Annotated in this window: 30 protein-coding genes and 1 pseudogene; 27 read left to right on the top strand and 4 right to left on the bottom strand. The window is 51.5% G+C overall.

Annotated elements, in window-relative coordinates; translation table 11 throughout:
* The first annotated feature begins 1 nt into the window (after position 1).
* From EIO64_RS05455 to mobQ, 10 genes are all read left to right on the top strand, one after another.
* Entirely contained in the window at positions 2-751 is a 750-nt protein-coding gene (locus EIO64_RS05455; RefSeq protein WP_249390814.1) for an ABC transporter permease, read from the top strand.
* A gap of 70 nt (positions 752-821) precedes the next feature.
* Positions 822-1283 carry a hypothetical protein gene (locus EIO64_RS05450; RefSeq protein ID WP_038259777.1) on the top strand — a complete coding sequence of 154 codons (462 nt, stop codon included), beginning with the start codon at positions 822-824 and terminating at the stop codon, positions 1281-1283.
* A 453-nt stretch (positions 1284-1736) separates the two neighbouring features.
* Complete coding sequence (locus EIO64_RS05445; protein WP_035394329.1) at positions 1737-2150, top strand: RNA polymerase sigma factor; 414 nt, start codon at positions 1737-1739, stop codon at positions 2148-2150.
* Positions 2151-2253: 103 nt separating this feature from the next.
* A complete protein-coding gene (locus EIO64_RS05440) occupies positions 2254-2706 on the top strand; it encodes a hypothetical protein (protein WP_005933558.1) in 453 nt (150 codons plus the stop codon).
* 10 nt (positions 2707-2716) lie between these two features.
* Positions 2717-3178: an RNA polymerase sigma factor gene (locus tag EIO64_RS05435; RefSeq protein ID WP_035394327.1), complete on the top strand. Its 462-nt coding sequence runs from the start codon at positions 2717-2719 to the stop codon at positions 3176-3178.
* Positions 3147-3497 carry a DUF3847 domain-containing protein gene (locus tag EIO64_RS05430; protein ID WP_429835615.1) on the top strand — a complete coding sequence of 117 codons (351 nt, stop codon included), beginning with the start codon at positions 3147-3149 and terminating at the stop codon, positions 3495-3497. The genes EIO64_RS05435 and EIO64_RS05430 overlap by 32 nt, the downstream gene beginning before the upstream one ends.
* Before the next feature lie 158 nt (positions 3498-3655).
* Positions 3656-4627, top strand: coding sequence for a tyrosine-type recombinase/integrase (locus tag EIO64_RS05425; protein WP_136890970.1), 972 nt, complete (start codon positions 3656-3658; stop codon positions 4625-4627).
* The gene (locus EIO64_RS05420; protein WP_136890969.1) at positions 4624-5613 is read left to right on the top strand and encodes a tyrosine-type recombinase/integrase; all 990 of its coding nucleotides are present in this window, start codon (positions 4624-4626) and stop codon (positions 5611-5613) included. The genes EIO64_RS05425 and EIO64_RS05420 overlap by 4 nt, the downstream gene beginning before the upstream one ends.
* Entirely contained in the window at positions 5600-6625 is a 1026-nt protein-coding gene (locus EIO64_RS05415; RefSeq protein WP_136890968.1) for a tyrosine-type recombinase/integrase, read from the top strand. The genes EIO64_RS05420 and EIO64_RS05415 overlap by 14 nt, the downstream gene beginning before the upstream one ends.
* 286 nt (positions 6626-6911) lie before the next feature.
* Positions 6912-8357, top strand: a complete 1446-nt coding sequence (gene mobQ, locus EIO64_RS05410) for a MobQ family relaxase (protein WP_112091013.1) — start codon at positions 6912-6914, stop codon at positions 8355-8357.
* A gap of 107 nt (positions 8358-8464) precedes the next feature.
* Here the strand turns inward: mobQ and EIO64_RS05405 are convergent, their stop codons facing one another.
* Complete coding sequence (locus EIO64_RS05405) at positions 8465-8755, bottom strand: type II toxin-antitoxin system YafQ family toxin (RefSeq protein WP_002596328.1); 291 nt, start codon at positions 8753-8755, stop codon at positions 8465-8467.
* On the bottom strand, positions 8752-9030 hold the full coding sequence (locus EIO64_RS05400) for a type II toxin-antitoxin system RelB/DinJ family antitoxin (RefSeq protein WP_005924829.1): 279 nt from the start codon (positions 9028-9030) through the stop codon (positions 8752-8754). The genes EIO64_RS05405 and EIO64_RS05400 overlap by 4 nt, the downstream gene beginning before the upstream one ends.
* 126 nt (positions 9031-9156) lie before the next feature.
* On the opposite strand from EIO64_RS05400, the gene EIO64_RS05395 reads away from it, so the two are divergent.
* The 8 genes and pseudogenes from EIO64_RS05395 to EIO64_RS05360 all read left to right on the top strand — a co-directional run bounded on the left by EIO64_RS05395 (position 9157) and on the right by EIO64_RS05360 (position 14318).
* Complete coding sequence (locus EIO64_RS05395) at positions 9157-9555, top strand: cysteine-rich VLP domain-containing protein (protein ID WP_055153539.1); 399 nt, start codon at positions 9157-9159, stop codon at positions 9553-9555.
* Positions 9556-9668: 113 nt separating this feature from the next.
* Positions 9669-10403, top strand: coding sequence for a phage replisome organizer N-terminal domain-containing protein (locus EIO64_RS05390; protein WP_112091012.1), 735 nt, complete (start codon positions 9669-9671; stop codon positions 10401-10403).
* Positions 10400-11263: an ATP-binding protein gene (locus EIO64_RS05385; RefSeq protein WP_005933545.1), complete on the top strand. Its 864-nt coding sequence runs from the start codon at positions 10400-10402 to the stop codon at positions 11261-11263. The genes EIO64_RS05390 and EIO64_RS05385 overlap by 4 nt, the downstream gene beginning before the upstream one ends.
* A 64-nt stretch (positions 11264-11327) precedes the next feature.
* Positions 11328-11501 carry a transposon-encoded TnpW family protein gene (locus tag EIO64_RS05380; protein WP_015521917.1) on the top strand — a complete coding sequence of 58 codons (174 nt, stop codon included), beginning with the start codon at positions 11328-11330 and terminating at the stop codon, positions 11499-11501.
* A gap of 77 nt (positions 11502-11578) precedes the next feature.
* Complete coding sequence (locus EIO64_RS05375) at positions 11579-11944, top strand: hypothetical protein (protein ID WP_014080225.1); 366 nt, start codon at positions 11579-11581, stop codon at positions 11942-11944.
* Positions 11945-12028: 84 nt separating this feature from the next.
* A pseudogene (locus EIO64_RS05370) lies at positions 12029-12847 on the top strand (VirD4-like conjugal transfer protein, CD1115 family); the annotation flags it as partial.
* Positions 12847-13173 (top strand): formate hydrogenlyase, encoded by a 327-nt coding sequence (locus EIO64_RS05365; protein ID WP_136890967.1) that lies wholly within the window; start codon positions 12847-12849, stop codon positions 13171-13173. The pseudogene EIO64_RS05370 and the gene EIO64_RS05365, both read left to right, overlap by 1 nt.
* 299 nt (positions 13174-13472) lie before the next feature.
* On the top strand, positions 13473-14318 hold the full coding sequence (locus tag EIO64_RS05360) for a VirB6/TrbL-like conjugal transfer protein, CD1112 family (RefSeq protein WP_136890966.1): 846 nt from the start codon (positions 13473-13475) through the stop codon (positions 14316-14318).
* On the opposite strand, the gene EIO64_RS05355 is transcribed toward EIO64_RS05360, so the two are convergent.
* A complete protein-coding gene (locus tag EIO64_RS05355) occupies positions 14315-14689 on the bottom strand; it encodes a molecular chaperone GrpE (protein ID WP_181446425.1) in 375 nt (124 codons plus the stop codon). The genes EIO64_RS05360 and EIO64_RS05355 overlap by 4 nt on opposite strands.
* 100 nt (positions 14690-14789) lie before the next feature.
* Between EIO64_RS05355 and EIO64_RS05350 the strand changes: the two genes are divergently transcribed.
* The 5 genes from EIO64_RS05350 to EIO64_RS05330 all read left to right on the top strand — a co-directional run bounded on the left by EIO64_RS05350 (position 14790) and on the right by EIO64_RS05330 (position 22299).
* The gene (locus EIO64_RS05350; protein ID WP_136890965.1) at positions 14790-15143 is read left to right on the top strand and encodes a PrgI family protein; all 354 of its coding nucleotides are present in this window, start codon (positions 14790-14792) and stop codon (positions 15141-15143) included.
* Positions 15136-17469 carry a VirB4-like conjugal transfer ATPase, CD1110 family gene (locus EIO64_RS05345; protein ID WP_136890964.1) on the top strand — a complete coding sequence of 778 codons (2334 nt, stop codon included), beginning with the start codon at positions 15136-15138 and terminating at the stop codon, positions 17467-17469. Before EIO64_RS05350 ends, EIO64_RS05345 begins: the two co-directional genes overlap by 8 nt.
* Before the next feature lie 6 nt (positions 17470-17475).
* Positions 17476-19161, top strand: a complete 1686-nt coding sequence (locus tag EIO64_RS05340) for a hypothetical protein (protein ID WP_136890963.1) — start codon at positions 17476-17478, stop codon at positions 19159-19161.
* Between the two features lie 681 nt (positions 19162-19842).
* Positions 19843-21726 carry a reverse transcriptase domain-containing protein gene (locus EIO64_RS05335; RefSeq protein ID WP_136890962.1) on the top strand — a complete coding sequence of 628 codons (1884 nt, stop codon included), beginning with the start codon at positions 19843-19845 and terminating at the stop codon, positions 21724-21726.
* A 162-nt stretch (positions 21727-21888) separates the two neighbouring features.
* Complete coding sequence (locus EIO64_RS05330; protein ID WP_136890961.1) at positions 21889-22299, top strand: C40 family peptidase; 411 nt, start codon at positions 21889-21891, stop codon at positions 22297-22299.
* Positions 22300-22650: 351 nt separating this feature from the next.
* On the opposite strand, the gene EIO64_RS05325 is transcribed toward EIO64_RS05330, so the two are convergent.
* Complete coding sequence (locus tag EIO64_RS05325) at positions 22651-23931, bottom strand: IS110 family RNA-guided transposase (protein ID WP_021632196.1); 1281 nt, start codon at positions 23929-23931, stop codon at positions 22651-22653.
* 288 nt (positions 23932-24219) lie between these two features.
* Between EIO64_RS05325 and EIO64_RS05320 the strand changes: the two genes are divergently transcribed.
* The 4 genes from EIO64_RS05320 to EIO64_RS05305 are packed head-to-tail and all read left to right on the top strand — an operon-like array spanning position 24220 to position 26471.
* Positions 24220-24837 (top strand): hypothetical protein, encoded by a 618-nt coding sequence (locus tag EIO64_RS05320; RefSeq protein WP_136890960.1) that lies wholly within the window; start codon positions 24220-24222, stop codon positions 24835-24837.
* A gap of 1 nt (position 24838) precedes the next feature.
* The gene (locus EIO64_RS05315; protein ID WP_009260422.1) at positions 24839-25120 is read left to right on the top strand and encodes a hypothetical protein; all 282 of its coding nucleotides are present in this window, start codon (positions 24839-24841) and stop codon (positions 25118-25120) included.
* Complete coding sequence (locus EIO64_RS05310; RefSeq protein WP_136890959.1) at positions 25117-25512, top strand: DUF7007 domain-containing protein; 396 nt, start codon at positions 25117-25119, stop codon at positions 25510-25512. The genes EIO64_RS05315 and EIO64_RS05310 overlap by 4 nt, the downstream gene beginning before the upstream one ends.
* Positions 25512-26471, top strand: coding sequence for a hypothetical protein (locus EIO64_RS05305; protein ID WP_136890958.1), 960 nt, complete (start codon positions 25512-25514; stop codon positions 26469-26471). Before EIO64_RS05310 ends, EIO64_RS05305 begins: the two co-directional genes overlap by 1 nt.
* The last annotated feature ends 55 nt before the right edge of the window (positions 26472-26526 follow it).

Genomic DNA, 26526 nt, shown 5'->3' with positions numbered 1-26526 from the left:
TATGTGGAATTTATTAAAAGCAGAATTGCTCAAGCTACGCCGGTGCCAAATACTTTGGGTGGGGCTGGTGGCGCTTGCACTCTGTCCGTTGGTGCAATATGGGAGCCAGCTGATTGTGGAGACGGAGTACCGAAATCCAAACTATGATTTTTCCACTCTGTTTGAGAATGTTGTCTGGGGCAATACGCAGATGTTTTTTCCGATTTCACTGGTGATGATTGGCAGCTGGCTGATTGACAGAGAATCCACCCATGATACGCTGAAAAACATCATGACAATTCCTGTTTCCATGCCGAAAATGCTGGGAGCTAAGCTCTTTTGGGTCGGGATTTTTGCAGTCCTGCTGGGAATATACAGCGTTGGCGTTACCTTGATTACTGGATTGACGGTTGGATTATCGGGACTGACAGTGGAAGTGTTTTTTCATGGAGGTACACAGATCGTGTTGGCAGCTCTGACGACCTATTTGGTCTGTATGCCGCTGATCTTGATTTTTGGGCAGATCCGAGGGGCATATCTGGGAGGTTCCATTCTGGCGTTTTTCCTTGGATATAGCATGCTGTTCTTCAAAGGCGGTATCCTTGCCAGCATCTATCCGTTTTCTGCTGCGCTGATTTTAGTGGGCTTTGACATGAGTGGATATGCCGGAACAACCACAGCCCCGAATCCTTTGCTGGCAGTCATTGGGGTTGGCATCATGGTTCTCTGGGCGGTGCTGTTGTTACTGATGTCCAGTAACAAAAAGAAATAAAATCCCGTAAACAGGCAAATTCCAAGGGAAAAGGAAAGCGTGCTGTACGCAGGAAAGGAAGGTGATACCTGTGAAGAAAATAGTTCTATCATTATGCTTGATACTGTTGGGCGCTTCTGTGCTTTCCGGTTGTACAAAAGATGAAGTTCTCGATCAGTATAACAATATTGTTCAGTCTGCTGGTTCCATAGCACTTACCGGAAATTCATCCTTACAAGGTACGAAAGAAAAAGGAATTGATGATTATACAGGAAGCTATACAGCCAACTATGAGGATTTTTCAGATACAGAGTATTTGTTCGGCGGAACTTCCATAAAGCGTGAAGCGGGTAAGGATCTGTCTATTGACTGCGCGCTGGAGGTTACGGATGGAACTGCAAAAGTATTTTGGATTTCTGGAGCTGATGAAGAAGTCACTTTGCTTGAAACAACCGGAACATATAGTGATACAATTACACTCCCTGAAGGTGGAAACTATATCGGCATTGAATGTGAAAATTTCACTGGAAGCATTGAATTGAATATGGAGTAACATTCTGCCGGACGACGGCAAAAGAAAAAAAGCCGTCGTAAAGCAGACACATTTCCACGCGCCTATGAAGCGGTGGCTTTGATTTCAGAGCCGCCGTTTCTTTTCGTTTATCCTAAACCAACGACGACCTAACACCGTGTAAATCCACGGCGGCACATAGGAGGATGCCGCCGTGTCTATGTTTGCCTTTTTTCACAGTACCCATGACCTGCACCAGCTAAAAAAAGCCTGTTCCCAGCAGCGGAGCAATGCGGTCAGAAGTATGCACTATACCATGTAATTAAACAGCAAAATATATTCCATGACGCTCGTATGGCTTTATGCCGTCCGGGCGCTTTTTTGTCCCTATGGAGCCGGAACATCGGGTCAGCATGGCCCGAACTTTATCCCCGGTGCCGCGCCCCACCACCCCATTCAGATTTTCCCAAAAAAGTCTGAATGGAGGAAGGACAGATGGAAGTTACCATCAATTATAACGGACAAGCTGTGGCCGTGGAGGTCACGCTGGAAGTCTATGAATTTCTTGATCGGGCAGATCACAAAACGGAGAACCTGTTCCATGAACAGCGGCGGCATTGGGATGGCCGGGAGTTTGACGAGTACATCATTACCACCGAGGGTGTAGGAGCCTACGGCGAAACGCCGGAAGAATACCTTTGCCGCATGGAAACGCTACATGAGCTGATGGCAGTTCTGGACACCTGTACCGAGGCCCAGCGCCGCCGGTTCCTGCTCTATGCGCTTGACGGGCTGAGCCTTGCAGAGATCGGTGTGCTGTGCGGCTGCTCCAAAGTGGCTGTGTATCAAAGTGTGGAGGCGGTCAGAAAAAAATTTATAAATTTCTTTGAGAGCAGGCTTAACGAATGACCTGTTTTCTGGCTACCAAGTGAAAGGGATCATTTCCCTTATCTCAGCGAGGGGCGGACAGCGGACGAGCTGCCCGCCTCTCCGATTTTCAGGAGGTAAGCCTATGAAAACAATCAATCTGCGGTGGATGTATCCCCACTACCGGCATGACGAGTTTGTGGATGTTACGGACGAGGTATGGGCAGCGATGTATCAGGCCCAGCGGGAGATGGAGAACTATGAGCGTCGGAAAGTCTACCACCGCGCCTACTACTCTCTGGAGGCATACAGCTGGCTGGAAAATTACGCACTGGAACACAGCAGATCGCCGGAAGATATTTTGCTGGAACGAGAAGAAATGACCACCCGCCTGCACCTGATAGCAGCTCTGCCGGTGGCTCTGGCTCATGCCACTCCGACACAGGCCCGCCGTGTTCACGCCTACTACATTGCCGGTATCAAGCAGCCGGAAATCTCCCGGAGAGAGGGCGTCCACAGCAGCAAGGTCAGCGTTTCCATCCGTCGGGGTCTGCGGAATATGCGCCGCTGCTATGATGACCTTTTTCAAACAGAGTGAGGGCGTGCCTATGCAGACCATCAATCTCAAACAATATTATCCATTTTGCAAAGAGGACATTTTTGTGGAGGTGTCCGATGAGATCGTCGAAGCGTTTCTTCTGGATAAGAGAGCCGAGGCCGCCAGAGAACGCAAGATGTTCCGGTATAAGGCGTTTTACTCCCTCGATTGTAACGATGGAATCGAAAATGCTGCAATCGGCTGGGCGCAGCCATCGCCGGAGGATCATCTGATAGAAAAAGAAGAATTAGCCGAATACGAAGAACTGATACGGCGATTGTATGAAGCCATTTCTTCCCTGCCGCCTATGCAGGCTCGCCGTGTCCACGCCCGCTATATGCTGGGTATGAAAGTGAAAGATATTGCCGCAATGGAGGGTATCACACCATCACAGGCGGGAAAATCCATCCACGCTGCACTGCGGAGGCTGCGCCGGTACTTTGCGCGTCAGAAATGGACGGTCAATCTATAAGCGTTTCCAAAGAAAAGAGGTGCATGACATGAACGAAAAAATTACAGCCCAACCCCCAAAAGAAGAACGGCAGGAAGTCCTGAAGGAGATCCGGCAGCTTGAAAACCGCAAGAAGATTTTGGAGAACAAGCAACGAAACGAAGAACGCAGGGTTCGCACCCGCCGCCTGATTGAGCGCGGAGCCATTTTGGAGGGGATTTTCCCGCTGGCTTCCAGCCTTTCCGGCGCAGAGGTCAAAGCATTTCTGATTGCCCTGTCCTATCTTCCGGGGTCTGCGGAATTGACTGCAAACCTGCCAAAATCCGGGGATATGCCATAAGTCCCTTGTTTACAAGGGCGCATTATCCCAGATATTCAATTATCCGAGGTAAACTTCAAATGTCGTTTGGTATTCTGGGTTTTGAACAGAAAATCTCGGATAACGTTTTTCATGTATGGTACAGTTAAAGCCACTAAAATAACGAGGAGGTTTTAACCATGTGTCAACAGACAAACGAAAACGACATTGCATCATGCAGGTATCAGGAACTGAATCCCGAGATGGATGCTTTTTTGTCGGAATATCTTGAAGACGGACGACGTAAGGGGCTACAGGAAAGTACAATTCATCTTCATGATAAGATTGGACATTACTTTTTATCCGCCCTAACCAGAATCGGTTGTGTGAAACCGCAGGAAATGAATCCCCAAAATATAGGAACCGTATGCTTATCAGTCAGCAGCAAGTGGTATCTTTCCCACATCCGGACATTTCTCCGGTATGCTTATCAGTCCGGTCATACCGACAGGGATTACAGTGGTATTGTCCCTCTTTTTAAAAGACCGCAGCCATACCCTTCTGTATACACAACAGATGAAATTCTAAAAATCGAAAGCAGCATAGACCAGACTTCCCCACACGGAAAGCGTGATTATGCAGCCCTGCTCCTTGCGACGCGGCTCGGAATCAGAAGCGGGGACATTTCATCCATGACATTCAAAGAGCTGGATTTTGACAGGGACCTGATCCTGCTTACCCAGCATAAAACCAGTGTCACTATTGAACTTCCCATGGTTCCCGATGTAAAAACTGCTTTGGAGAGATATTTACAGGAAGAGCGTGCCGACAATGAAAGTCCATATGTGTTTCTCCGAATTATTCCGCCTTACAGCCATATCTCAGTACAGGCAATCACTAAGATTGTAAGGACTGCCATTGAAACAGCAGGAATCGATCCAGGTAAACGCAAGCAGGGAGCACATGCCTTCCGGGCATCCCTTGCAAGTTCCATGGTCAATGACAACATCCCTTATGAAGTCGTAAGAAAAACTCTTGGACATACAGACCAAAATGCCATCCGTTCTTATGCCAGTCTGGACATTGAGCAGCTTCGGGGCTACGCACTCCCTGTACCGGAAGCAGCAGGTACATTTGCCGGTTTTCTGGAAGGAAGGTGGTCTTTGTCATGAATGAATTTAAAAGCATTTTCAAAAACGAGCTGGCGGAATACCTTGCAATCAGCCAGGGCACAATCAGTGACGGTACTTTACAGAATACACGCAGAATCCTGCTTTCGTTCGACTCACTGCTGGCAGAAGAAAATACCGGCGAAATCTCAGAAAGGACAGTGAATCGTTGGATTGGCAGACTTCTCCAGACTAACGCACCTAAAACAGTCAGCGACAAGGTGAGCTATCTCCGGAAATTTTTAAGGTATCTCCAGTATGAAGGCTACAGTGTTTTTATGCCTGACTGCCCTAAAACATCAGACAGCTATGTCCCATATATTTTTTCGGATGAGGAAATACAAATGCTTCTGGCCAGTGCCGATAGCTGGGGCAGTAGGCACACAGACCCGCAAACGCGACAGATGGACATGGAGTTCTGTATGTTACTGCGGATGCTTTTGGGCTGCGGATTCCGGTTGGGGGAACCACTTGCTGCCAGGGTGAAGGATATAAACTTTTCCCGCGGAACTATCCTGATCCGCCATGCCAAGAATAACAAGCAGCGTGTCGTTCCGATGGATGTAACATTAACCAGAATGCTGGAAAAGTACTGCATTGCGATGGCAATCAAAACAGAGCCGGAAAGCCACCTGTTTCCATCGGTCAGGAAAAAAGGGGCAGCTGTTACAAAAGGAACTTTCGGATTACGGTTCAGGAAGCTGTTACAGCAAACCAACCTGTGTGTACCTGGAAAGGCTCATTCCAGAGGTCAATGTCTTCATTGTTTCCGTCATTACTTTGCCATCCATTCTTTTGTACAGGCAGAGAAAAAAGGACGTCCGGTAAATGATTCTGTACCGTTCCTGTCCGTTTATCTTGGACACCATGACATGAACGAGACTGAGAAGTACCTGAAATTCAGCAGCGACATGTTCCCCGAATACACGGAATTGTTTGAAGACTATGCTGTCAGCGTATTCATGGAGGTGGGCGATGAGGAAAAATAAACTTCCCGACTTCATGCTTCTGCTGGAACAGTTTTTTACGGAATATATGCCGCTCTCATCAGGTCTTTCTCCTAACACCGTCCGATCGTATAAGCATTCTTTTCGGCTTCTGTTCCAGTATGTTTATCAAGTGAAAAAGAAAGATGCCGGAGAAATCGTGTTTCAGGATCTCGATTTTGAAACAATCGACAGTTTCCTGAAATGGATCGAAACAGAACGGGGCTGCTCGGTATCCACAAGGAACCTCCGGCTTTCGGCACTCACATCCTTTGCCGCTTACGCACAGAACAGAAATTTTGAAGCGGCGACTGTGTTTGCGAATGCTGTAAGGAGGATTCCTGTAAAAAAGGCATCCAGCCAGCCAAGGATTATTTTTTCGCTTGATGAAGTGTCAGCCCTGCTCCGGCTTCCTGACACTGAAAAACGCTTGGGCTTCCGTGACCAGGTTCTTTTAAACCTGATGTATGCAAGCGGAGCCAGGGCACAGGAAATCTGTGATCTTAAAGTCAGAGATTTCCTTGTTGAAAAAAATCTGTACAAGCTGACAATCACAGGAAAAGGGAATAAGACCCGCAGGATTGTAATCGCTAAACCTAGCGGAATCCTCCTGAAACGGTATCTGGAAGAAACAGGCAGAACTGGACGGTTAGATGCCTATATCTTTTCCAGCCAGACACATCCGCAGATGACTATCTCCTGCATTGAGGAAATTTATAAAAAATATGTTGCCCTTGCCAAGGCGGAGTATCCGAAGATGTTTCTTGAAAAGTGTTATACCCCGCATACCATGAGACATACAACCGCCACACATATGTTAGAAGCCGGAGTCCCGATCATAGCAATCAAAAACTTTCTCGGACATTCCTCGATTTCTACGACTGAACGGTACGCAGAGCTTTCCCAGAGTACCGTGAACAGGTATATCCGAGATTGGAACGAGAAATGGTTTTCACATCAAAAGGAAACCCCTGCTAATCAGAAGGAAAATCAGTTGCCTGATTTTCTGAAATAGCCATTACATTATCCGAGGATATTTCTTTGAAAGCCTTTAATATCAGCAATATTTAAGAATTTCCTCGGATAATTGAATATCTGGGATAATGCGCCCTATCCGAGTTCTGGGATAGGGCGCACTTATACACCGTTGCCGGTGCTGTGCGCCCTGCCGGGGGCTGTTGCGTACTTCGTCCGCGATGGGGCGCTACACTCCCCAAACCCCTTGTGCGCCCCGCGCAGCCAAACACACGCTTCGCGTTTGTTCGGCTCCACGGAGCCTGAAATATCCCCGCCGAAAGGAGGTGCCACCCATAGATTTCTGTCATATCCCCGTCAGTATTATCAAGCGCAGCGCAGGCCGTTCTGCTGTTGCCGCAGCTGCTTACCGCAGCGGAACCAAGCTGACAAATGAATGGGACGGCATGACCCACGACTACACCCGGAAAGGCGGCATTGTTCATGCGGAGATCATGCTGCCTGCCCACGCGCCGCCGGAATTTGCAGACCGATCTATCCTCTGGAACAGCGTGGAGCAAATCGAGAAAGCAAGGGACAGCCAGCTTGCCCGCGAGATTGAAGCAGCCCTGCCCCGTGAACTGTCCGGCGAAGAGCAGCTTGCCCTTGTGCGTGCCTATGTGAAGGACAACTTTGTAGACAAAGGAATGTGCGCCGACTTTGCTATCCATGACAAGGGAACCGGCAACCCTCATGTCCATATCATGCTGACGCTCCGGCCTCTGAAAGAAAATGGACAGTGGGGCGCAAAGTGCCGCAAGGCATACGACCTGGACGAAAACGGCCAGCGTATCCCGGACGGGAAAGGCGGCTGGAAGAACCACCGGGAGGACACCACCGACTGGAACGACAAAGGAAATGTGGAGATTTGGCGGGCGGCATGGGCGGCCTGCACCAACCGGGCATTGGAGGCCGCCGGTCATCCCGCCCTGGTAGACCACCGCAGCTACAAGCGGCAGGGCATTGATAAGATTCCCTCTGTCCATCTGGGGCCAGCCGCCAGCCAAATGGAAAAGCGCGGCATCCGCACCGACAAGGGTGAAGTAAACCGGCAGATCGCCGCCGACAACAAGCTGCTGAAAGAAATCAAAGCCCGCATTACCCGTCTTTATCTCTGGTCGAAAGACGAAGCGGAAAAACCACAAACGCAGCAAAGCAGCTTGACCGCCTTGTGGGAAGCCCAGCAGCAGTTGAACGCTCCCCGCACCCGCACCGGCAAAATCCGGGCTTTGCAGGAAAGCGCTGCACTATTCAGCTTTTTACAGGCAAACGGCATCCAGTCTATGCAGCAGCTTCATGAAAAAATCGCTGATATGAACAGCCGTTACTATGACCTGCGGGGAAAGATCGTCAAGGCCGAGCGCCGGATCACTACCCTTACCGAGCGCGGGGAGATGTGGAAACAGTACAACCAGTACAAGTCCATCCACAAGCAGTTTGCCAAAGTAAAGCCGGAAAAACGGGAACAGTTTGAACAGCGCCACAGCCGGGAACTGATTCTGTATGACGCAGCGGCCCGGTATCTGAAAGAACTGAAAGACAGCGGCGAGGCAATCACCCCAAAGGCATGGCAGCTGGAAATTGACCAGCTGGCCGCTGGAAAGCAGACGGACACGCTTGCCATGAAAGCCATGCGGGAGGATTTGAAAGCAGTGGAACGGCTCCGCAAAACCGCCGAGCAGTTGTCCCGACAGGAACTGGACAAACCTCACGACCGGGAACCGGAGCGGTAAGGGCTACCGCGTTTTGGCGTACTCCTTTTAGGTGCGTCGCGTTTCACGACACCCTTTTGCACACAGAAAAACCGCCGTACAGGTTTCCCCATACGGCGGCAGTCGGTTTATTTGCCGAACAAGTCGCTGTGTGTGCCGGTGCGGGCCAGCGTCAGCACCAGAACATCATCTTCTATGCGGTAGACAAGCAGCCAGTCCGGGAGAATATGACATTCCCGATGGCCTGCCCAATCGCCGGACAGGTCATGGTCACGGTTCTTATCCGGCAGCGGTTCGCCCATCGCCAGCAACGCTACGACCTGCTCCAGCAGCTCGATCTTCAAGCCACGCTTGATGGCTCGTTTGTAGTCTTTTTTGAAACTGGTCGTGTACTTGACGGTATATTTGGTTTCTTTCATCTTTTCAGGTCAGCAAACAACTCGTCAAGGTCATTGTAGCCCTTTACAGACGGGTCTTTTGCAATCCTTTCCGCTTCCAGCATGGCAGCAACCGTTTCTTTGTTCGGCTGTTCCAGCCTTACTTCAAAGGGAATGCCGCCTTCACGAAGCGACTGGCGCACAAAGATGTTAAACGCCGTAGTCAGGTTCATGCCAAGTTCAGTAAACAGTGCGTCCGCCTGCGCTTTCAAATCTGCGTCCATGCGGATACTGATGTTTGTGGTATTTCCAGCCATACGATCAACCCCTTTCTGCTGGCAATTATAGTATATGCCATTTGCACGAAGAAAACAATACTTTGCACGAATATTTAATAATAAATTCATTTGAGGAGGTTGCCGGCTTTATGAAAGAAATCATTTATGAAGAACAATAAGTCTGAACCTATCCCCGTCATGGATTACCGCCAGTACCGCAGAGTGCGGAGGCTGGTGCATGAGTGCTGTAACTACATCGACGGAAACTGTATCGCCCTGGACGATGGGGAAGAATGTGTCTGTGTCCAGTCTATTTCCTACTCCCTGTTGTGCAGGTGGTTTCGGGCGGCGGTATTGCCGCAGGATAAGGAACTGGAAACGGCACTGTTCCACCGGCTGAATGCTAAGAAATGCTCCGTATGCGGGGCGCTGTTTACCCCCGGTTCCAACCGAGCCAAATACTGCCCGGAATGTGCCGCACGCATGAAGCGGATCAACGCCGCAAAGCGCAAGCGGAAACAACGGGAGAAATGTCACGCTTTAGGGGCTGAAAAACCCTTGTAAATCAAGGCTTTTTTCGGGGGTGTCAAAGGCAGTCTGATAGATTTATCCTCTGCCCCCTAAAATAGCCTTAAAATGCGTACAGAATCCCAAGAGAAACCCCAAGGAGGAACCCTATGTCAGACAACCGAAAATATTATTACCTGAAACTCAAAGAAAACTATTTTGACGATGATTCCATCGTGCTGCTGGAAAGTATGCAGGACGGTGTGCTGTATTCCAACATTCTGCTCAAGCTGTATCTGAAATCGCTGAAACATGGCGGGCGGCTCCAGCTTGACGAGGACATCCCCTACACGGCGCAGATGATCGCCACCATCACCCGCCAGCAGATCGGCACTGTGGAGAGAGCCTTGCAGATCTTTTTGAAGCTGGGCCTTGTGGAAGTGCTGGACAGCGGCACATTCTACATGAGCAACATCGAACTTTTAATCGGCCAGTCCTCCACCGAGGCTGAGCGAAAGCGGGCTGCGAGGCTCCAAAACAAGGCTCTTTCTGCGCCCCGGACAAACGGCGGACATTTGTCCGACATTCGTCCACCAGAGATAGAGATAGAGTTAGAGAAAGAGATAGAGATAAAGAGAGAGATAGAGAAGGGATGCTCCGCCCGCGCCTATGGCCGTTACCAGAATGTTTTCCTGACGGACGAGGAACTGGCAGACTTGCAGGCCAGTTTTCCCACTGTATGGGGCCAGTACATCGAAAAGCTGTCCGAATACATGGCCTCTACCGGTAAGCGGTATCAGAGCCATGCCGCCACCATCCGGCGCTGGGCCGGTGAGGACGCGAAAAAGGCGGCCCCGCCCACCCGCAACCGTGATTACAGCGTAAAGGAGGATGAAACTGTATGATTGAGATTACCGCAGAAATCCGGGCATTCATCGACAAGGCAGCTGCCGGTGTGGAATTGGCTGAGGACGAGTATATAGACCCGTCAGACGGGCTCATTCACTGTAAGAAATGCGGCGGCCAGAGGCAGACCGTTGTGCCATGCTTCGGGAAATCCGGCTACTTTATGCCGCACTGCATCTGCCAGTGCCAGCGGGAGGCTGAGGAGCAGCGCAAGGCTGCTGAAGAACGGCAGCGCCGCATGGAGCGTATCAAACGCCGAAAGGCACAGGGCCTGCAAGACCGTTATCTGTACGACTACACATTTTCCAATGATAACAGGCAAAACCCATTGATGGACAAGGCTCATGCCTATGTGGAGAACTGGAAAGAGGCATATAAGAGCAATATCGGGCTTTTACTGTTTGGAGATGTGGGAACCGGCAAGTCTTTTTTCGCCGGATGTATTGCCAACGCTCTACTTGACCAGGATGTGCCGGTGCTGATGACGAACTTCCCCACCATTCTGAACCGCCTGACAGGGATGTTCTCTGAGGACAGGTCAGAGTTTATTGCCAGCTTTGACGAATATGACCTGCTTATCATTGACGATCTGGGTGTAGAGCGCAGTACCGAATATGCTATGGAGCAGATGTTTTTCGTCATCGACAGCCGCTATCGCAGCCGAAGACCCATGATTATCACAACAAACTTGAAACTGTCCGAGCTGAAAAATCCGCCTGATCTGGCCCACGCCCGTATCTATGACCGTATTTTGGAACGGTGTGCGCCGATCCTCTTTGACGGGAAGAATTTCCGGGAAGAAAATGCCGGTGTCACCCGACAGGCAGCAAAAGACATTGTAAACAGTAAGCACGATTGATTTTTTACCGGGCGGCACAGACCCGTTCGGAGAAAGGAGCGCTATGAACAAAGAACCCCGTACTATGCAGATGGCAGACGCCGCTGCTGCGGCCAGAGCGCCGGAAAACACGCCAGCGATGGTAAAGAAAATCGGCAAGACGACCTACAAGGTTCATGTCCATTTCAGCAATACCAGCACAGAAACCATGAGCGATAAAATCAAGCGTATGCTCAAAAATGAAATTCAGCAGATGTGACAGACTGATAAACTAAGCCGCCTTGTGCTAAACTGATGATGGTACGCACCAAAATTTTTGTCAAGGAGGACATGAAAATGCTTTACACAGAAAAAGAGAAACATGAAATTGAGCGAGTAAAGGAAGTCTTTGCGGAACATCTGCGGCAAAGCCCTGATTTTGAATTGCTCTGGTCGGACAAGGTGGGCTATGTCTGGCTGACGATTGGCGTAAATCCAGTCTATGTGGATACCGGTATCAGGATAGAATCTGCCGCCGATCTCTGCGGCAAGTGTTTGGATGATGTTGCTACGGATGTTTTATATATGACTGGCAACGATCATGCACTGGAAGCAGCCGACCCGCTGGAGTTAGCCGAAATCAAGCGGCTCTGGGAGCCATATATCAACCAGCTGCCAGACTATGCGTATCTCTGCAAAGACCTGCTGAACGGAAAAATGTAATCTGTTAAATGAGGTGTCAGGAGCCATACAGTGCTTCTGGCACCTTTTGTGAGTTTTCTGTGAATTTGATTAAAAAGTCCTTGACAATTTGTCTCTGGCAAGACAGCGAAAAGTATTTTGGTAAGCGCCGCTGTGCGGCTGGCCCCATTCAATCTGCCGCAGATCAAGGCCATCACCGACCATGATGACATGGACTTGTATACCCTGGGAGAGAAAAAATGTGCCCTCTATGCCGTGATCCCGGATAATGATACGACCTTCAATTTCCTCGTCAGCCTGCTGTATTCCCAGATATTTCAAGCGCTGTACTACTGTGCTGACCAGATCCACCATGGCGCGCTGCCGTGTCATGTCCACTTTATTTTGGACGAGGCTCCGTCTGTCAATCTGCCCGGTCTGCCGCGGGAATTGGCAACCATGCGCTCCCGAAATATTTCTTGCAGCACCATCATCCAGAACATGGCGCAGATCAAGGAACTGTATAAGGATTCGTGGGAAACCATCCCCGGCAACTCGGATACCCTTCTTTACCTCGGCGGTAACGAGAGCAGTACCCACAAGTACATTTCGGAGGCCCTGGGCAAGTCCACCATCGACACCAAGACCCATGGGCAGACGAAGGGGCGCTCCGGTTCCTACTCCACCAACTTCCAGATGAGCGGCAGAGAACTGCTGACCCCGGATGAGGTGCGGATGTTGGACAACCGGTACTGTATCCTGTTCATCCGCGGGGCCAGACCGGTGCTGGATCTGAAATACGAGCTCATGAATCACCCTGCCATCCGCTACACCATGGACGGCGGCGCACCGCCCTATATCCACCATGGAACAGCGGCACCGGCCCTGCCGGGAGAACCGCTGTTCCGATTTGATCAAAACGATGAAAAGGAGACTGCTGCATAATGAAACATGATCTGAAAACCAAGAACTTTGAAAGAAAGGCAAAGCGCGTCTACGCCGTCCTTGCCTGTACAGCCATGGTGATGACGGTTACCGCAGTTCCCGCGCTGGCTGCGGACGACCCGCTGACGGTGGTCAACAATCTGAGTGAGTTTATTTTCTCTCTCATCCGCGCCATCGGCCTTATCCTACTGGGGTTCGGCATCCTGCAGGTGGGCCTGTCTCTCAAGAGCCATGATCCCTCCCAGCGCGCCAACGGTATGCTCACCGTAGCAGGCGGCATTGTGATCACCTTTACCAAGGAAATCCTTACCCTTATCACCGGCTAAGTATAAGAAAAATGCTGTGGGCCATCACAGATCCACAGCATTTTCTTAATCATTTGAGAGACAATCAGGAGAGCAAGAATTAAATAACGACTTTGCTGTTACGAGAACTACAAAGGACATGACTGTTAGAAAATCCGAAACCATCGGCAACACCTCCGCGATAGGCAGTGACAATTGCCCCATATATGGTCGCCCTGCTATCCGATGGCTCTCTCCATTGTGCCTCTTGGGGCCAAATGCAGTATAGCATTTGTAACATATTTTTTCAATCTTGAATCTTTAGTTGGAGGTGATTTTGAATGGGAAGTGGAAACTGGATCATTGACAACCTGAACTCCGCGCTGGAGATGTGGAACGGCAGGCTGGAGGAGATCTGGCAGCTCATCACCACATCGCCGGAGAATTTCAAAGGCGGCGGTATCTGGAATGTCATCGTCGGCATCAACGGCGGATTGAAAGCGGTGGGATATGCGCTGCTGGTGCTGTTTTTTGTTATGGGCATTGTAAAAACCTGCGGCAGCTTTGCGGAGATGAAGAAACCGGAACTGGCGTTCAAGTGCTTCATCCGCTTTGTGCTGGCGCAGGCGGCGGTGACCTGGGGCATGGAACTGATGACAGGGGCCTTTCGGGTAGCCCAGGGCATGGCGACAACGATCATCGACTCGGCTGGCCTGACGGCCATGTCGGCAACAGCGCTGCCGGACGAGATGGCGAGCATCATCGAGGATGTTGGCTTTTTCGATTCTATCCCCTTATGGGCGGTGACGCTGTTGGGCTCCCTTTTTATCTGGGTTCTGTCCCTTGTGATGATCCTGACGGTGTATAGCCGTTTTTTTAAGCTCTATATCGCAACGGCCATCGCCCCTGTGCCGCTGGCCAGTTTTGCGGGACAGCCCTCCAGCAGTATAGGCGTAGCCTTTTTGAAAAGCTATGCCGCCATCTGTCTGGAGGGCTGTGTCATCATATTGGCTTGTGTAATTTTTTCGGCGTTTGCGTCTTCACCGCCTGCCATTGCGGACGATACGCTGGCGGCAGCCACCATTGTGTGGAACTATGTAGGTGAACTGATTTTCAATATGCTGGTGCTGGTGGGGGCCATCAAGATGAGCGACCGGATCATCCGGGAACTGATGGGCCTGGGTTAATCCTCATCGTCAGACAATTCAATGTCGCTCAGGTCCATGGCATAGCCGCCGTGCTCATCCGGCTGCACATCGTTTCTTCGCTGCTCACGGATACGATAGCGAACAATACTCTCCAGGTCTTTTTCTTCCTGGCGCTTCTGGAAGATGCTTTGTATCTTCCGAACCAGAGAAATGATCCAAGACAGGACTACCAGACCAAGGAGGACAAAGAAAATAATATCACCCAGGCTTTGGTGTGCCTGATACCAACTACGCCAAAATGTATTCATAGCGACCACATACAGCAGCGGAATCGTCAAGCGAAATACGGCGGCCAACTTGAAAATGATAGAGATGATGAGCATTGCTATGCTCAAAAGAATGACCGGCATGCAAAGAGCCTCCTCTCAGTTTTGGATACGGCGCTATGTTACCATAGCCGTGCCGATCATACAAGAGGCTGTATGCCAATTCTCAAAAGGAGTTGATATATTGGAGGTACGCATCAACAAGGAAGTGCGCAACTATCAGGAAAGTTTGTTTTTTGGACTGTCACTGCGGCAGTTTTTATTTGCCCTGTTGGCGGTAGCCGTGGCGGTAGGCGTTTATTTTGGACTGCGCCCCGTGCTGGGGAATGGCGAGATCGGCTGGGTCTGCATTCTGGCCGCGTTCCCATTTGCCTTGGGCGGTTTTTTCCAGTACAACGGCATGAATCTGGAACAATTTTTATTGGCGTTTTTTCGCTCGGAATTTCTCACCCCAAAACGGCTTGTGTTCAAATCGGAAAATATGTACGCAAAACTGATGGCATACTCATCTGTGAAGGAGGCATTGAATCTTGATTAAAACCCTGCAGACAACGTTAAAACAGGACAAAGAACAATTCAAGGTACCGAGATCTGTACAGGACACCATCCCCATCCGGCGACTCTGGCCGGATGGGGTCTTTCAGTTTGGCAGCAAGTATTCCAAGACACTGCGATTCAGCGATATCAATTACGCCATTGCATCCAAAGAGGATAAGACAGCTATGTTTCTCAGCTATTCCGAACTGCTGAACGCGCTGGATACCGGCTCTACTACAAAAATCACCATCAACAATAAGCGCCTGAACCGCCGCAACTTTGAACAGGAAATCCTCATTCCTGCTCACGGAGATTTTCTGGACGGCGGACGGGCGGAGTATAACGCCATGCTGTTGGATAAGGTTACCGATTCCTCCAACAGCGTGGTACAGGAGCGTTATATCACCCTGTCGGCGCATAAGAAAAATATCGAGGAAGCCCGTACTTTTTTTGACCGCACAGTCAATGATGTGACTTCCCGACTCAATCACATGGACTCCCGCTGTGAGGAACTGGATGCCGTGGAGCGCCTCCGCATCCTTCATGATTTCTACCGCGTGGGTGAAGAAACGCAGTTCCAATTGGATCTAACAGACTGCATGAAGCGTGGCCGTTCCTTCAAGGACGCCGTCTGTCCGGACAGCATGGAGTTTAAGAAAGACCACTTTGTCATGGGCAATAAGTATGGCCGGGTACTGTTTCTGAAGGAGTATGCCAGCTACATCAAAGACTCCATGATCAATGAGCTTACCAGCCTGAACCGAAGTCTTATGCTGTCTATCGACATCATCCCTGTCCCTACCGACGAGGCGGTGCGGGAGATGCAGAACCGCCTGCTGGGCGTGGAGACCAATGTGACCAACTGGCAGCGCAGACAGAACAGCAACAACAATTTTTCCGCAGTTGTGCCCTATGACCTGGAACAACAGCGCAAGGAGACCCGTGAGATGCTGGACGATCTCACCACTCGCGACCAGCGGATGATGTTTGCCGTGGTGACGCTGGTGCATCTGGCGGACAGCAAGGAGGAACTGGACAGTGACACGGAAACGCTGCAGTCCATTGCCCGGAAGCACCTCTGCCAACTCACAACCCTGAACTGGCAGCAGGCAGACGGCCTTGTGACGGCGCTGCCGCTGGGTCTGCGCCGCATCGACGCCCTCCGCACGCTCACCACCGAGGCACTGGCTGTGCTGATGCCATTCAAGGCGCAGGAGATCTGGGACCGGGGCGGCGTGTACTACGGACAGAACGCCATCAGCAAAAATCTCATCGTAGCGGACCGCAGGCAGCTTCTCAATGGCAACGCCTTCATTCTGGGTGTTTCCGGTTCCGGCAAATCCTTCAGTGCCAAGAAGGAGATGGTGTCGCTGGCATTGTCTACCGACGATGATATTATCATCATTGACCCTGAATCCGAGTACCGCCCGCTGGTAGAAGGGCTGGGCGGTCAGGTCATCAACATCTCCGCCACATCACCCAACCATATCAACGCCATGGATATGGAGCAGGGCTACGGTGACGGCGAGAATCCCGTGGTGCTGAAATCTGAGTTTCTGCTGTCTCTTTGTGAGCAGCTCATCGGCGCCGGGAAGCTGTCTGCCAAGGAAAAGTCCATCATTGACCGCTGTACCGCCCAGGTCTATCGGGAATACATCCGCGGCGGGTATCAGGGGCAGGCCCCGACCCTGCAGGACTTTCATGCGGAGCTGCTCCGCCAGCCGGAAAAAGAAGCCACGGATGTGGCGCTGGCAATCGAATTGTTTACGGAGGGCAGCTTGAACACCTTTGCAAAACCCACCAACGTGGATACCAATGCCCGTATCCTCTGCTATGATATCCGAGACCTTGGCAAGCAGCTTCTGCCGGTAGGTATGCTGGTGGTGTTGGACAGCATCTTCAACCGCATCATCCGCAACCGCGGGCTGAAGCGGAATACCTGGATCTATATCGACGAGATCTATCTGCTATTCCAGCATGAGTACAGCGCCAATTTCCTGTTCACACTCTGGAAGCGTATGAGAAAGTATCAGGCGTGCGGAACGGGGATCAGCCAGAATATCGAAGACCTGCTCCAGTCTCACACGGCCCGCACCATGCTGGCCAACAGCGAATTTCTCATCATGCTGAATCAGGCGGCAACGGATCGGGAGGAATTGGCGCGTCTGCTGAATATCTCAGACAACCAGCTCTCCTACATCACCAATGTAGACTCCGGCCGGGGCCTCATCAAGTGCGGAAGTGCCATCGTGCCTTTCGTGGATCATTTTCCCAAGAACAAGCTCTACCGCTTGATGACCACAAAGCCCTCGGACCTGGCTGCGTGATAGCCCATGGAGAAAATTAAAGAAAAACCGGCGCTGAGTGAGCGTGTCAAAGAGAAAGCTGTATCCGCTCCAAAGGAGCTTTTACGCAAGGGGCTGGATGACGGCTCGGAGCGTCTGCGGACTCAGCTCCGGGATACCGCCCAGCAGGGGCGGCGGGATGAATATGGCGGCGACGCCATTGAGGACACCGCCGCCAGTGGCCTGCACCGCGCCGAAAAGGAACTGCTGAAGCAGCGCAAGAAGAAAAACACGGAGCAGAGCGCGTCACCCCAGGGTGACGCCTCTGCCCCCAGCTCCAACAGCAACGTGCCGCCTGTCATCCGCACCAGAGAGACTGACGCGGCGAGGGTAAGAGCGCCCTCACCGCCAGTGCGGGAGCAGGCACGGCAGGCGGCTATGAAGCAGGCAGTCAAGACGAAGAATGCCTATATCAGCGCACAGGGCGAGACCGCTGTAACGTCAGCGCCTGAGTCGAAGCGGCAGGGCCAGCAGACATTCATTCAAGAGCAGGGCCGCAAAGCGTCCCGCCAGCAGGCGCAGCGCAGGCGGGCAGAGCGGCGGTTCCGGCACCAGGATGATCTGCGTGGTGATTCGCTGCGTACGGAAGGTTTCGAGCCAACCAGCAGGGGCAGAATCAAAGAGCGCGGCGGCATCCAGCAGCCAAAGAAGCACCAACTCCCCGAACTGAAAACACCAAATCACGCTGCGGGGATCGCGCCAAAAGCGCGTGAGGGCAGCAAATCTGCTGTGCTGTCCTCTGAACAGGCCATGCACTCATCCACCGTCCATGCGACTGCGGCCAGAACACACGCTGCCAGAGAAGCGGCCATGCAGATGGCCAAACGGCAACAGATGACAAAAGCGGCAGAAACCGCAACGCAGAAAACCGCGCAGGCGGCGGGCCGCGCGCTGCGCTCCATCATTGCCGCTGCCCAGAGCTTGCTTGCGGCAATAGCGGCTGGTGGGAGTACAGCCATAGCCATGGTGCTGGTGATTTGCCTGATTGGACTTCTGATTGTGTCGCCTTTTGGGATCTTTTTCTCCGGAGAGGACAGCGGTACCGGCTACACCATGCCGGAAGCTGTCAGCGTATTGAACGGCGAGTTCGCCGCCCGGATCGAACAGATCAAGACAGAGAACCCGCATGACGAACTGGATATGGACAACGCCGGCAGCGCCGCCATGATCTCCAACTGGCGGGATGTGCTGGCCGTTTATGCTGTGCGGACCACCACGGACAACGCTTCGCCGGATGAGGTCGCTACGCTGACCGAAGAAAAAATGGAGATCCTTCGTGAAATCTTCTGGGACATGAACACCATTACTTATTGGACGGAAATAGTACCAGGCGGCAAAGATGAAGCGGATACGGTCATTTTGCATATCACCGTCACAATAAAAACGCACCTGCAAATGGCGGATGAGTACCAATTCAACACGGAACAGCGCAGATTGTTAGAGGAACTCATGCATCCGAAATATCAGGAACTGTTCATGGCTTTGACGGGAAGTTATCAGAATATCGAACTCAGCCCGGAGAATGTGGCGAAAATTATGGAGAATCTTCCCGCCGACCTTAGTGCGGAACGTAGGCAAGTTGTGCTGACGGCGTATCAACTCTTGGGTAAAGTCCATTATTTCTGGGGCGGGTGCGCTTTGTTCCTTGACAATCTGCGTAGAAATACGCAATAAAACAAGGCAGATTTCATAAGAAATCTGAACTCTATGCTTGATTTGGCAGGGGGAGTACCTGCCTGACCCGGTGTGACGGGTAACAAAAACTCTGAGACTCCGGCACGCATATCACAGTGTCATGTGATGTGTGCGAAGCCCGGTAAAGAGCGGTAGTGCGGTTTGAGATGGATGCACCCGCAGGAGGCTATAAATCGGTCATGTCCAGTATGTCTTGTTGCAACCGACAAAAGTCCTGAGAGTAAGGCTCGTAAAGAAGAGGATGATAATACAGCCATCAGCCCCGGAATGGGGTGCTGCCGCTGTTCGACGCTTCCACCCGCAGAGAACAGCAGAAAACCATTGAGGTCGAATGTCTTTGGCAGAAGTTCACACCAGCCAAAGATGGCAGTCGGGCCAGAGGGATGGACTAAAACCAACATGTAAAGCTAAAGCATAGGGAACAAAGGAACCGTGGACGGGCACATGGAAATGTAAAAGGGATGACACTCTCGCCCGCGCAGGTAGGAAATGACCTGCTTATCCACGGGGCAGGAGCCCGTAGTAGTGATGAAGCCCCTGTAATGGGGGTGGAGCGAAGGGGCATAGTCAATGCAGATTGTATGTGAACAGAAAGTCGAGGAAGCCGTAGGCATACCTGACTAAAACCAGAAACACCAAGTCCGGAGGGAGGCGGTGCGTATGGCACAACAATTCGACAGTCCAAAAACCGAAACACAATTACGCGAACTCCAAGACAAGCTGTATCAGCACAGCAAAGAGGTCTACGACGCAGGCGGGAGGCCAGCGTTCAAGGGACTTCTGGAAATCATGTCAGCAGAAGCAACCGTTATCACAGCAATTCACAACATCAAAAGCAATCACGGCAGTGAGACTCCCGGTGTAGATTTCAAAACCATGCGAAAGGACTATCTGGAGAGACCCTATCAGTGGGTAATTCAGGATATTCAAAACGCATTTAAGCACTTTGAAGTTCAGAAGATACGCCGGAAATATATCGACAAACCAGGAAAAGCCGAGAAACGTCCGCTGGGCATACCTACTATTCGAGACCGCATCGTACAGGAGTGTATGAAAATTGTGCTGGAACCGATTTTGGAAGCACAATTCTTTGAGCATTCTTACGGGTTTCGGCCCATGCGTGATACCGCGATGGCGCTGGCGCGCATCAATCAGGTAGCGCACACATCTGCTAAATACTGGATTGTTGAGGGAGACATAAGCAAATGCTTTGATAACATTGACCACGGAATTCTTCTAAACCGCCTGTACCACATCGGTATCAGAGATAGGCGTGTGTTGCAAATCATCAAGGCTATGCTGAGAGCCGGGATCATGGATGAATGCACCGTAAACGAGTACGGAACCCCACAGGGCGGAATTATCAGTCCGCTGCTGGCCAATGCCTATCTGGACATAATGGATGAGTGGGTCACAAAGCAGTGGGAACATAAGAAAACTCGACGAACTTACCGGACTGCGGGAACCAAGCGAAGGTCACTTTATCAAACCTCTCTGAATCCGGGATGGCTCATACGGTACGCAGACGATTTTGTCATCATCACAGACACCCGCGCCCATGCCGAACAATGGAAATCCAGATTGCAAACATTTCTGCAAGACAAACTCAAGCTGACATTATCCACAGAAAAAACGCTGATAACAGATGTGCGGAGAAAACACATCCACTTTCTCGGCTATGAACTCAAAATGATACCGGGAAACAGCAGAACAGGCTATATTACAAAGACAATACCAGACAAAGAACGGTTACAGCGGAAAGTTGACAGTATCGCAGAGGATATCAAGAAAATTCCCAGAAATTTTAGCAAGGAACAATTCATCGGGGAAATCAATCGCATCAACAGCCAAGTTCGAGGGATTATCCAATACTACCAGTGCTGTACATGGGTCAGCGTCGCCTTGCGGCGACACTCCCACCGATTGCAAATAATTTCCAAGGCGCGCATAAAGCAATACGGTGGCAGATGGATACCAGCAAATCAAACGCAAAACCTATCCCATGTTCATCAAAAGCACCAGCAGAAAATCCCCTCGATAAAATATCGCGATATCTATGTTGGCTTTACCGCCCTCTCCTTTTGCCAGTGGGAAATGACGCCCGTGAAGACACAGGCAGAAACGCCATATTCGGAAGATGGCAGACAGCGTTATTTCAAACGCACAAAAAAGAAACGCATGAATACGCGGCTGGATGAGATGTACTCAGAGAGTACATCCCGCGCTGTCTGTTACAGCAAATGGGGGCAACTCAACAATTTCGAGTTCATTATGAACAGGGCCTATGCGCTTAACCGTGACAGGCTTAAATGCCGGGTCTGCGGTGGTTGGTTAATATCAACTGCGCCTTGCGCTCACAGAGTCAACCCCTATTTCCCGCTGAATCAAGTGAACCGTGTCAACAATCTGGTCTCTATGCACAGAAAATGCCTTGAAGCTGTGAACGACCCTAATCAGGATATCGGTGAGTTCGACAGCGAAGCGCAAAAGAAAATCAAAGGTTTTAGGAATAAACTGGTTACTTCACATACACGCAACAAATAATCTGCACTGATGGTGCGCCGTGTGCGGTGAAAGTCGCAAGCACGGTGTGAAGCGGGGGAAAATCCACCCTGACTGTCCCGGTAACACCGGGATAAAAGCGGTGGATTACCTATCGCTATAAAGTCCCTCGTCATCGGCTGGGACTCCCGCTGGGGGACGCCTATGGAGGTCACAGCAGCAGGCAGTTCTACGACCGGAACGGTGCGTTCATTCGGGTTAGACTGTTCCGGCTTTGTCGATTGGGTGTTTTACAACCAGTCTGGCGGCAGTTATGTTATCGGTCATGGTGGTGGAGCAACCATGCAGCACGAATACTGCACTGCCATCGCTTGGAGCGATGCCCAGCCGGGAGACCTTGTGTTCTATCCGGGAGACAGCCATGTCGGCATTGTCTGTGGATTTGACGGAAACGGCAATGTGCTCATCATCCACTGCGCCAGCGGCTACAACAATGTAGTCATTACCGGCAAGAGCGGATTTACCTCTATTGCAAGGCCGACGTACTATCAAGAGTTACTGAAAAGCGAACCCCCCAGTTCAACTGGAGGGCCATATAGAGGATATTACGGATAAGATATTCTAAGGGTACTCAAAAAGTATGCTGGCAGCATTTCATTCTCGGACTGACTTTCAAGTTATGATAGGAATTTTTCCTGTTTGTGAACGGAGTTATAAAATCTCTATGTTGATTTTGCCAGATATCTTATCCTCATTCAGCCACTTTCTTTTACTCACAATGTGCTAACGAAATGACGCTGTTCATACGAGTCCAATGGTATGAAGTCAAGTAGGTGATGCAAGAAAATTTTAAGCGAAACAGAGTAAAAAGCACTGTGTAGACAGCAAAAAGGCAACACCAACCAAAGCCCTGTCCCTGAGAAATTTTGAAACAGGGCCTATGAGTCAGAGTGGCAAGCTGCGCTCTCAGCCCTCCGGCGGGATATACAGGCGGTTGTCCTTTAGCAGCCGAAAGACCAACCGGACCAGTTTTCTGGCAGTTAAAGCGAGTGCGCGTTTATGCTGGTACTTGTTGACCTCTTTGAATTTGAGGTCATAGTAACGCCGGAACTCGGAGTCGCATCTTCTCACGGAGTTGGCGGCTTCCAGCAGGTAGTAGCGGAGATAGCGGTTGCCGGATTTAATCATTCTGGAGTGTTCGGCCTCGAAGTCGCCAGACTGGCTCCTGTTCCAGACAAGGCCGGCGTATTTGGCAACCGAGGCTTGGGAATCAAAACGGTGGATATCACCAATCTCAGCAATGATACCGGCGGAGTAGACCTTGCCAATACCGGGGATGGAGGTCAAAGTGTTCGGAATGATTTCAAACTGCTGTTCAATGGCCTTATCTAATACTTTGACCTGCCCTTTCAAGGCGCGCATGGAGGCAATAGAAACAGCCATTGCTTGGTTTACAGTGTCGTTTACTGTTTTGGGCAGCCGATAGGAGCCTTTGGCTGCAGCCCGAACTGCCTTGGCGGTAGCATCCGGGTCAGCAAATTTGCCACGGCCTGTTTCAGTAATAAAGGCAGTCAGTTCCTCCAGGTCGGCATTCGCCAAGTCATCCACGGTTTCAAAGTGTTCCATGAGTGCGATGGTGGTGGCGCTGGTGTTCTGAATGTCTTTGTCCTGGGCCATGCCGGAGCATTTGAGGAATAAGTAGTTGGCGAACCGCTGCTTCTCCCGGGTCAAGTTTTGGATGACATCAAATCTGGCTCTGGTAAGGGTTTGCAGGGCTTTGTAGCGGTAATCGTCCATGTAGACCTCCCTGTTGATTCTGCCGAAACGGAGATGGTCGGCAATCACAAAGGCGTCCACCCAGTCGTTCTTTGGCAGGTCAGAATAGGCTTCCTTGAATTTCCGCACCTGCTTTGGATTTAGAACATGGATTTTCCTCTGAAACCGCCCCAAGCGGCCATCCTCACGAAGAGCATAGACTAGGCTGTCCCCGTAGATGGAGGTGGCCTCCAGGCCAATCACCACACGCTCAAGCTGCATGGAGCCAAGTGCCGATACGATTCTCTCTGATAACAGTTTAGCACCGCCAAGGTTATTCTGCACGGAGAAGCTGGAGTGTTTGCTGCCGTCCGGTTTCATCAGGTAGGCCACATTGTTCTTGCTGCTCACATCAATGCCAACGAATAGTGGATTCACAATTTTCACCTCCCCGCATGGAGATTTCAGGCCAGCAGGCTTTGAGATACCCATGATAACCGGAGCATCTGGCACCCTCGCTTATCAGAATCATTCCTGGGCAGACCAATGCGATAGCCCTCACTGCTGAAAGGGCGGTCTTGTCCCAGGCAAACAGCCAATGAGTTTGCAGCTAACTTCCGGTTCAGGGGAACAGACTTTCAGTGAAGTAGCCTTACGGCTCAACCGGAGGACTCAGAACTTGACCCTGCTGTCCTACAGCTATTGTATCACGGGCACCTCAAAGCCTGCTGATACCTGAAACTATTAACTTTGAAACTTATTATACGAGGAGGACTTCAAATGGACATAGATCAGGAAAAGCGTATGGCCGGGGACTATGAGATCATCCATGCGCTTCACATTGGCGACCGGGAGATCGTGCTGGGGGAAAACCCGTCAGCGCCGGAGGATGAGCGGTATGTATGCGCGTTCTGCCAGCAGCATGAGATATTCGCAAACTATACCGAGGTCATGGTCAGCGATGACTACCCGGAACTGGTAAAGCTGTTTGGGGAGCGTGTGGCGGAACAGGCGGAAAAGACCCATATCACCTTGAACGGCCCGAAAATTCAGGGCATCCCCAATTCAGCCATCACCGCCGAGGACTGTGAACAGGTCAGTTACCAGGAGGACATCCGGGGCAAAGTCGTGGTGATCCGCCCGGAGGTGCTGCGCCGGGAATACCGCCACGCCACCTGCCAGCTCCAGTTGTGTACCAGCGGCTCCGGCGCATACCCCAACAGCCGCGGCACTGCCTGTTACTGCACAGAGCTGTATTCCGGGCAGAGGGCGCGGTTTGAGCGCAGCGACATTCTCGGCGTCATCGCCCCGGAGGACCTGCCCAAATGGGCAAAGCATTACCTGGAGCTGCGACAGGCTGAAAAGGAACGAAACTCTCGTGACAGGGAGGGCCGCTGATATGGGCAGCCGTATGAACGCCGGCTATCTTATCACCGACTCCATCCACATCGGGACCACCGAGTTCGTGCTGGGTGTGAGCATAGCGGAACGGTCCATGTTTGTGACATGGGCCTGTCAGGGAAGTGATTACTACTACTGGGGCCATTATCACTCCGATCTCCTGGCCGCTAAAAAGGACCTTCTGGAACGGGCCGGGGCGGAACTGGAGTACCAGATGACAAAGCAGGAACGCTCCGGCGAACAGCCGGAGAAATCGGGGAAGGAGCGTGAGCGGGAATGAGCTATGAGCCAGCCTATTCTCCCTGGGGGCTTATCCAGACCCGCAAGACCCTCTGCCCTGGTTTCTTCGATGTTTCCACAGCCAGCCACGGCGGGATCATGGTGGCGCGGGAATTTGTGGCCGGGAATTTATCACCCACCGCCCAGCGGTACGGGTTCTGGGAAGGCGGCTATCTGTGCTTTGAGGAGGACAGCGACGCGCAGATCGTCCTTCGGGAGTTGATGGACCGGGGGCTTTACACCGCGCCGGTCAATGAATACTTTGGCCCCGGAGAATACAGCAAATGTATTGATGATACCATCCGAGTATGCCATCCCGACTACTGGCGGGCGCATGAGGCCGGACTGACACAGCCTGCACAGCAGCCGAAGGTAAAGGAGCGTGAGCGATAGTGGAGCTGACTTTGCGGCCTGCGACACCAACGGAACGACTATACGCCAAGCGGCAGTGTATTCCGATCATGGAGCGGTGCGGAAGTCCGGGTATCTTAGTTGCTGAATTGGACGATAGCGGCACGGCGTTTTACAGCCATTGGGACATTTGGGACCCCGCATGGAAAACACCGGAGTTCTCGGTGGAACTCGATGCCATGATTGAAATGCTCCGATCAGACCAGCGATATGGCCCTGTGCTGAAGAATATCCCCGCGATGATTGCCTACTGCCTGAACAACCAGGAAAGCCGCATCATACAAAGCCCCGAATATCTGTTCCGCGTTGATGCCGGCTACCATGCTTATCTACTCCGTTGTACGCCATCCGAGCTGCTGGATAACGCATATATCTATGCTTACCGCCGGGACCTGCTGGAGCGGCACATGAAGGAAGCCGAAAAAGGCATCCGCTTTGTCACCACGGACGGCAAAGAGAAATTCAGGGTGTCGGATGGGGAGCAGATCCGCATTATCACAGGCGGAGATGGCACCCGTGACCGCACCGCCCGCTATATCGACGCCGGCCACATGGAACTGTCCCACGAGTGGGGCAGCACCGTTTATTCTATCCGGGAGTTTGCGGAGCGGCTGGAGCAAACAGGCGGCATGGTGATTCCCATGCGTTCCACCCTGCCGGACAAGTGTTATGCTGTGCTGCCCAGCAGTGATGAAATCATTATTGTCAAAAAGGGCGAGAGCGGCTATTACCGTACAGACAAGTACGGCCATGACCGGGCGGAGGCTCTGGAGATCGTAAGTGAGTGTAACGAGCGCGGCGGCGTGACCAAAGCACAGACGGCGGCGATGCTGGCCGGCTCCCTGTTCGGCTGGCAGGTGCCAGCCGCCGACCCGAAAAAATATGATGAGCAGGGCCAGCCCATCAAGCCCAAGCGCCACGACCGGGGCGACGCCCGGTAGAAGGTCTATCAATATCGTATAGAGAGAAAGCGGCTATCAGTGGGAAGCTAATGGC

The organism is Dysosmobacter welbionis (assembly GCF_005121165.3).
GTDB classification, from domain to species: domain Bacteria; phylum Bacillota; class Clostridia; order Oscillospirales; family Oscillospiraceae; genus Oscillibacter; species Oscillibacter welbionis.
This window is presented reverse-complemented; position numbering and strand designations above follow the sequence as displayed.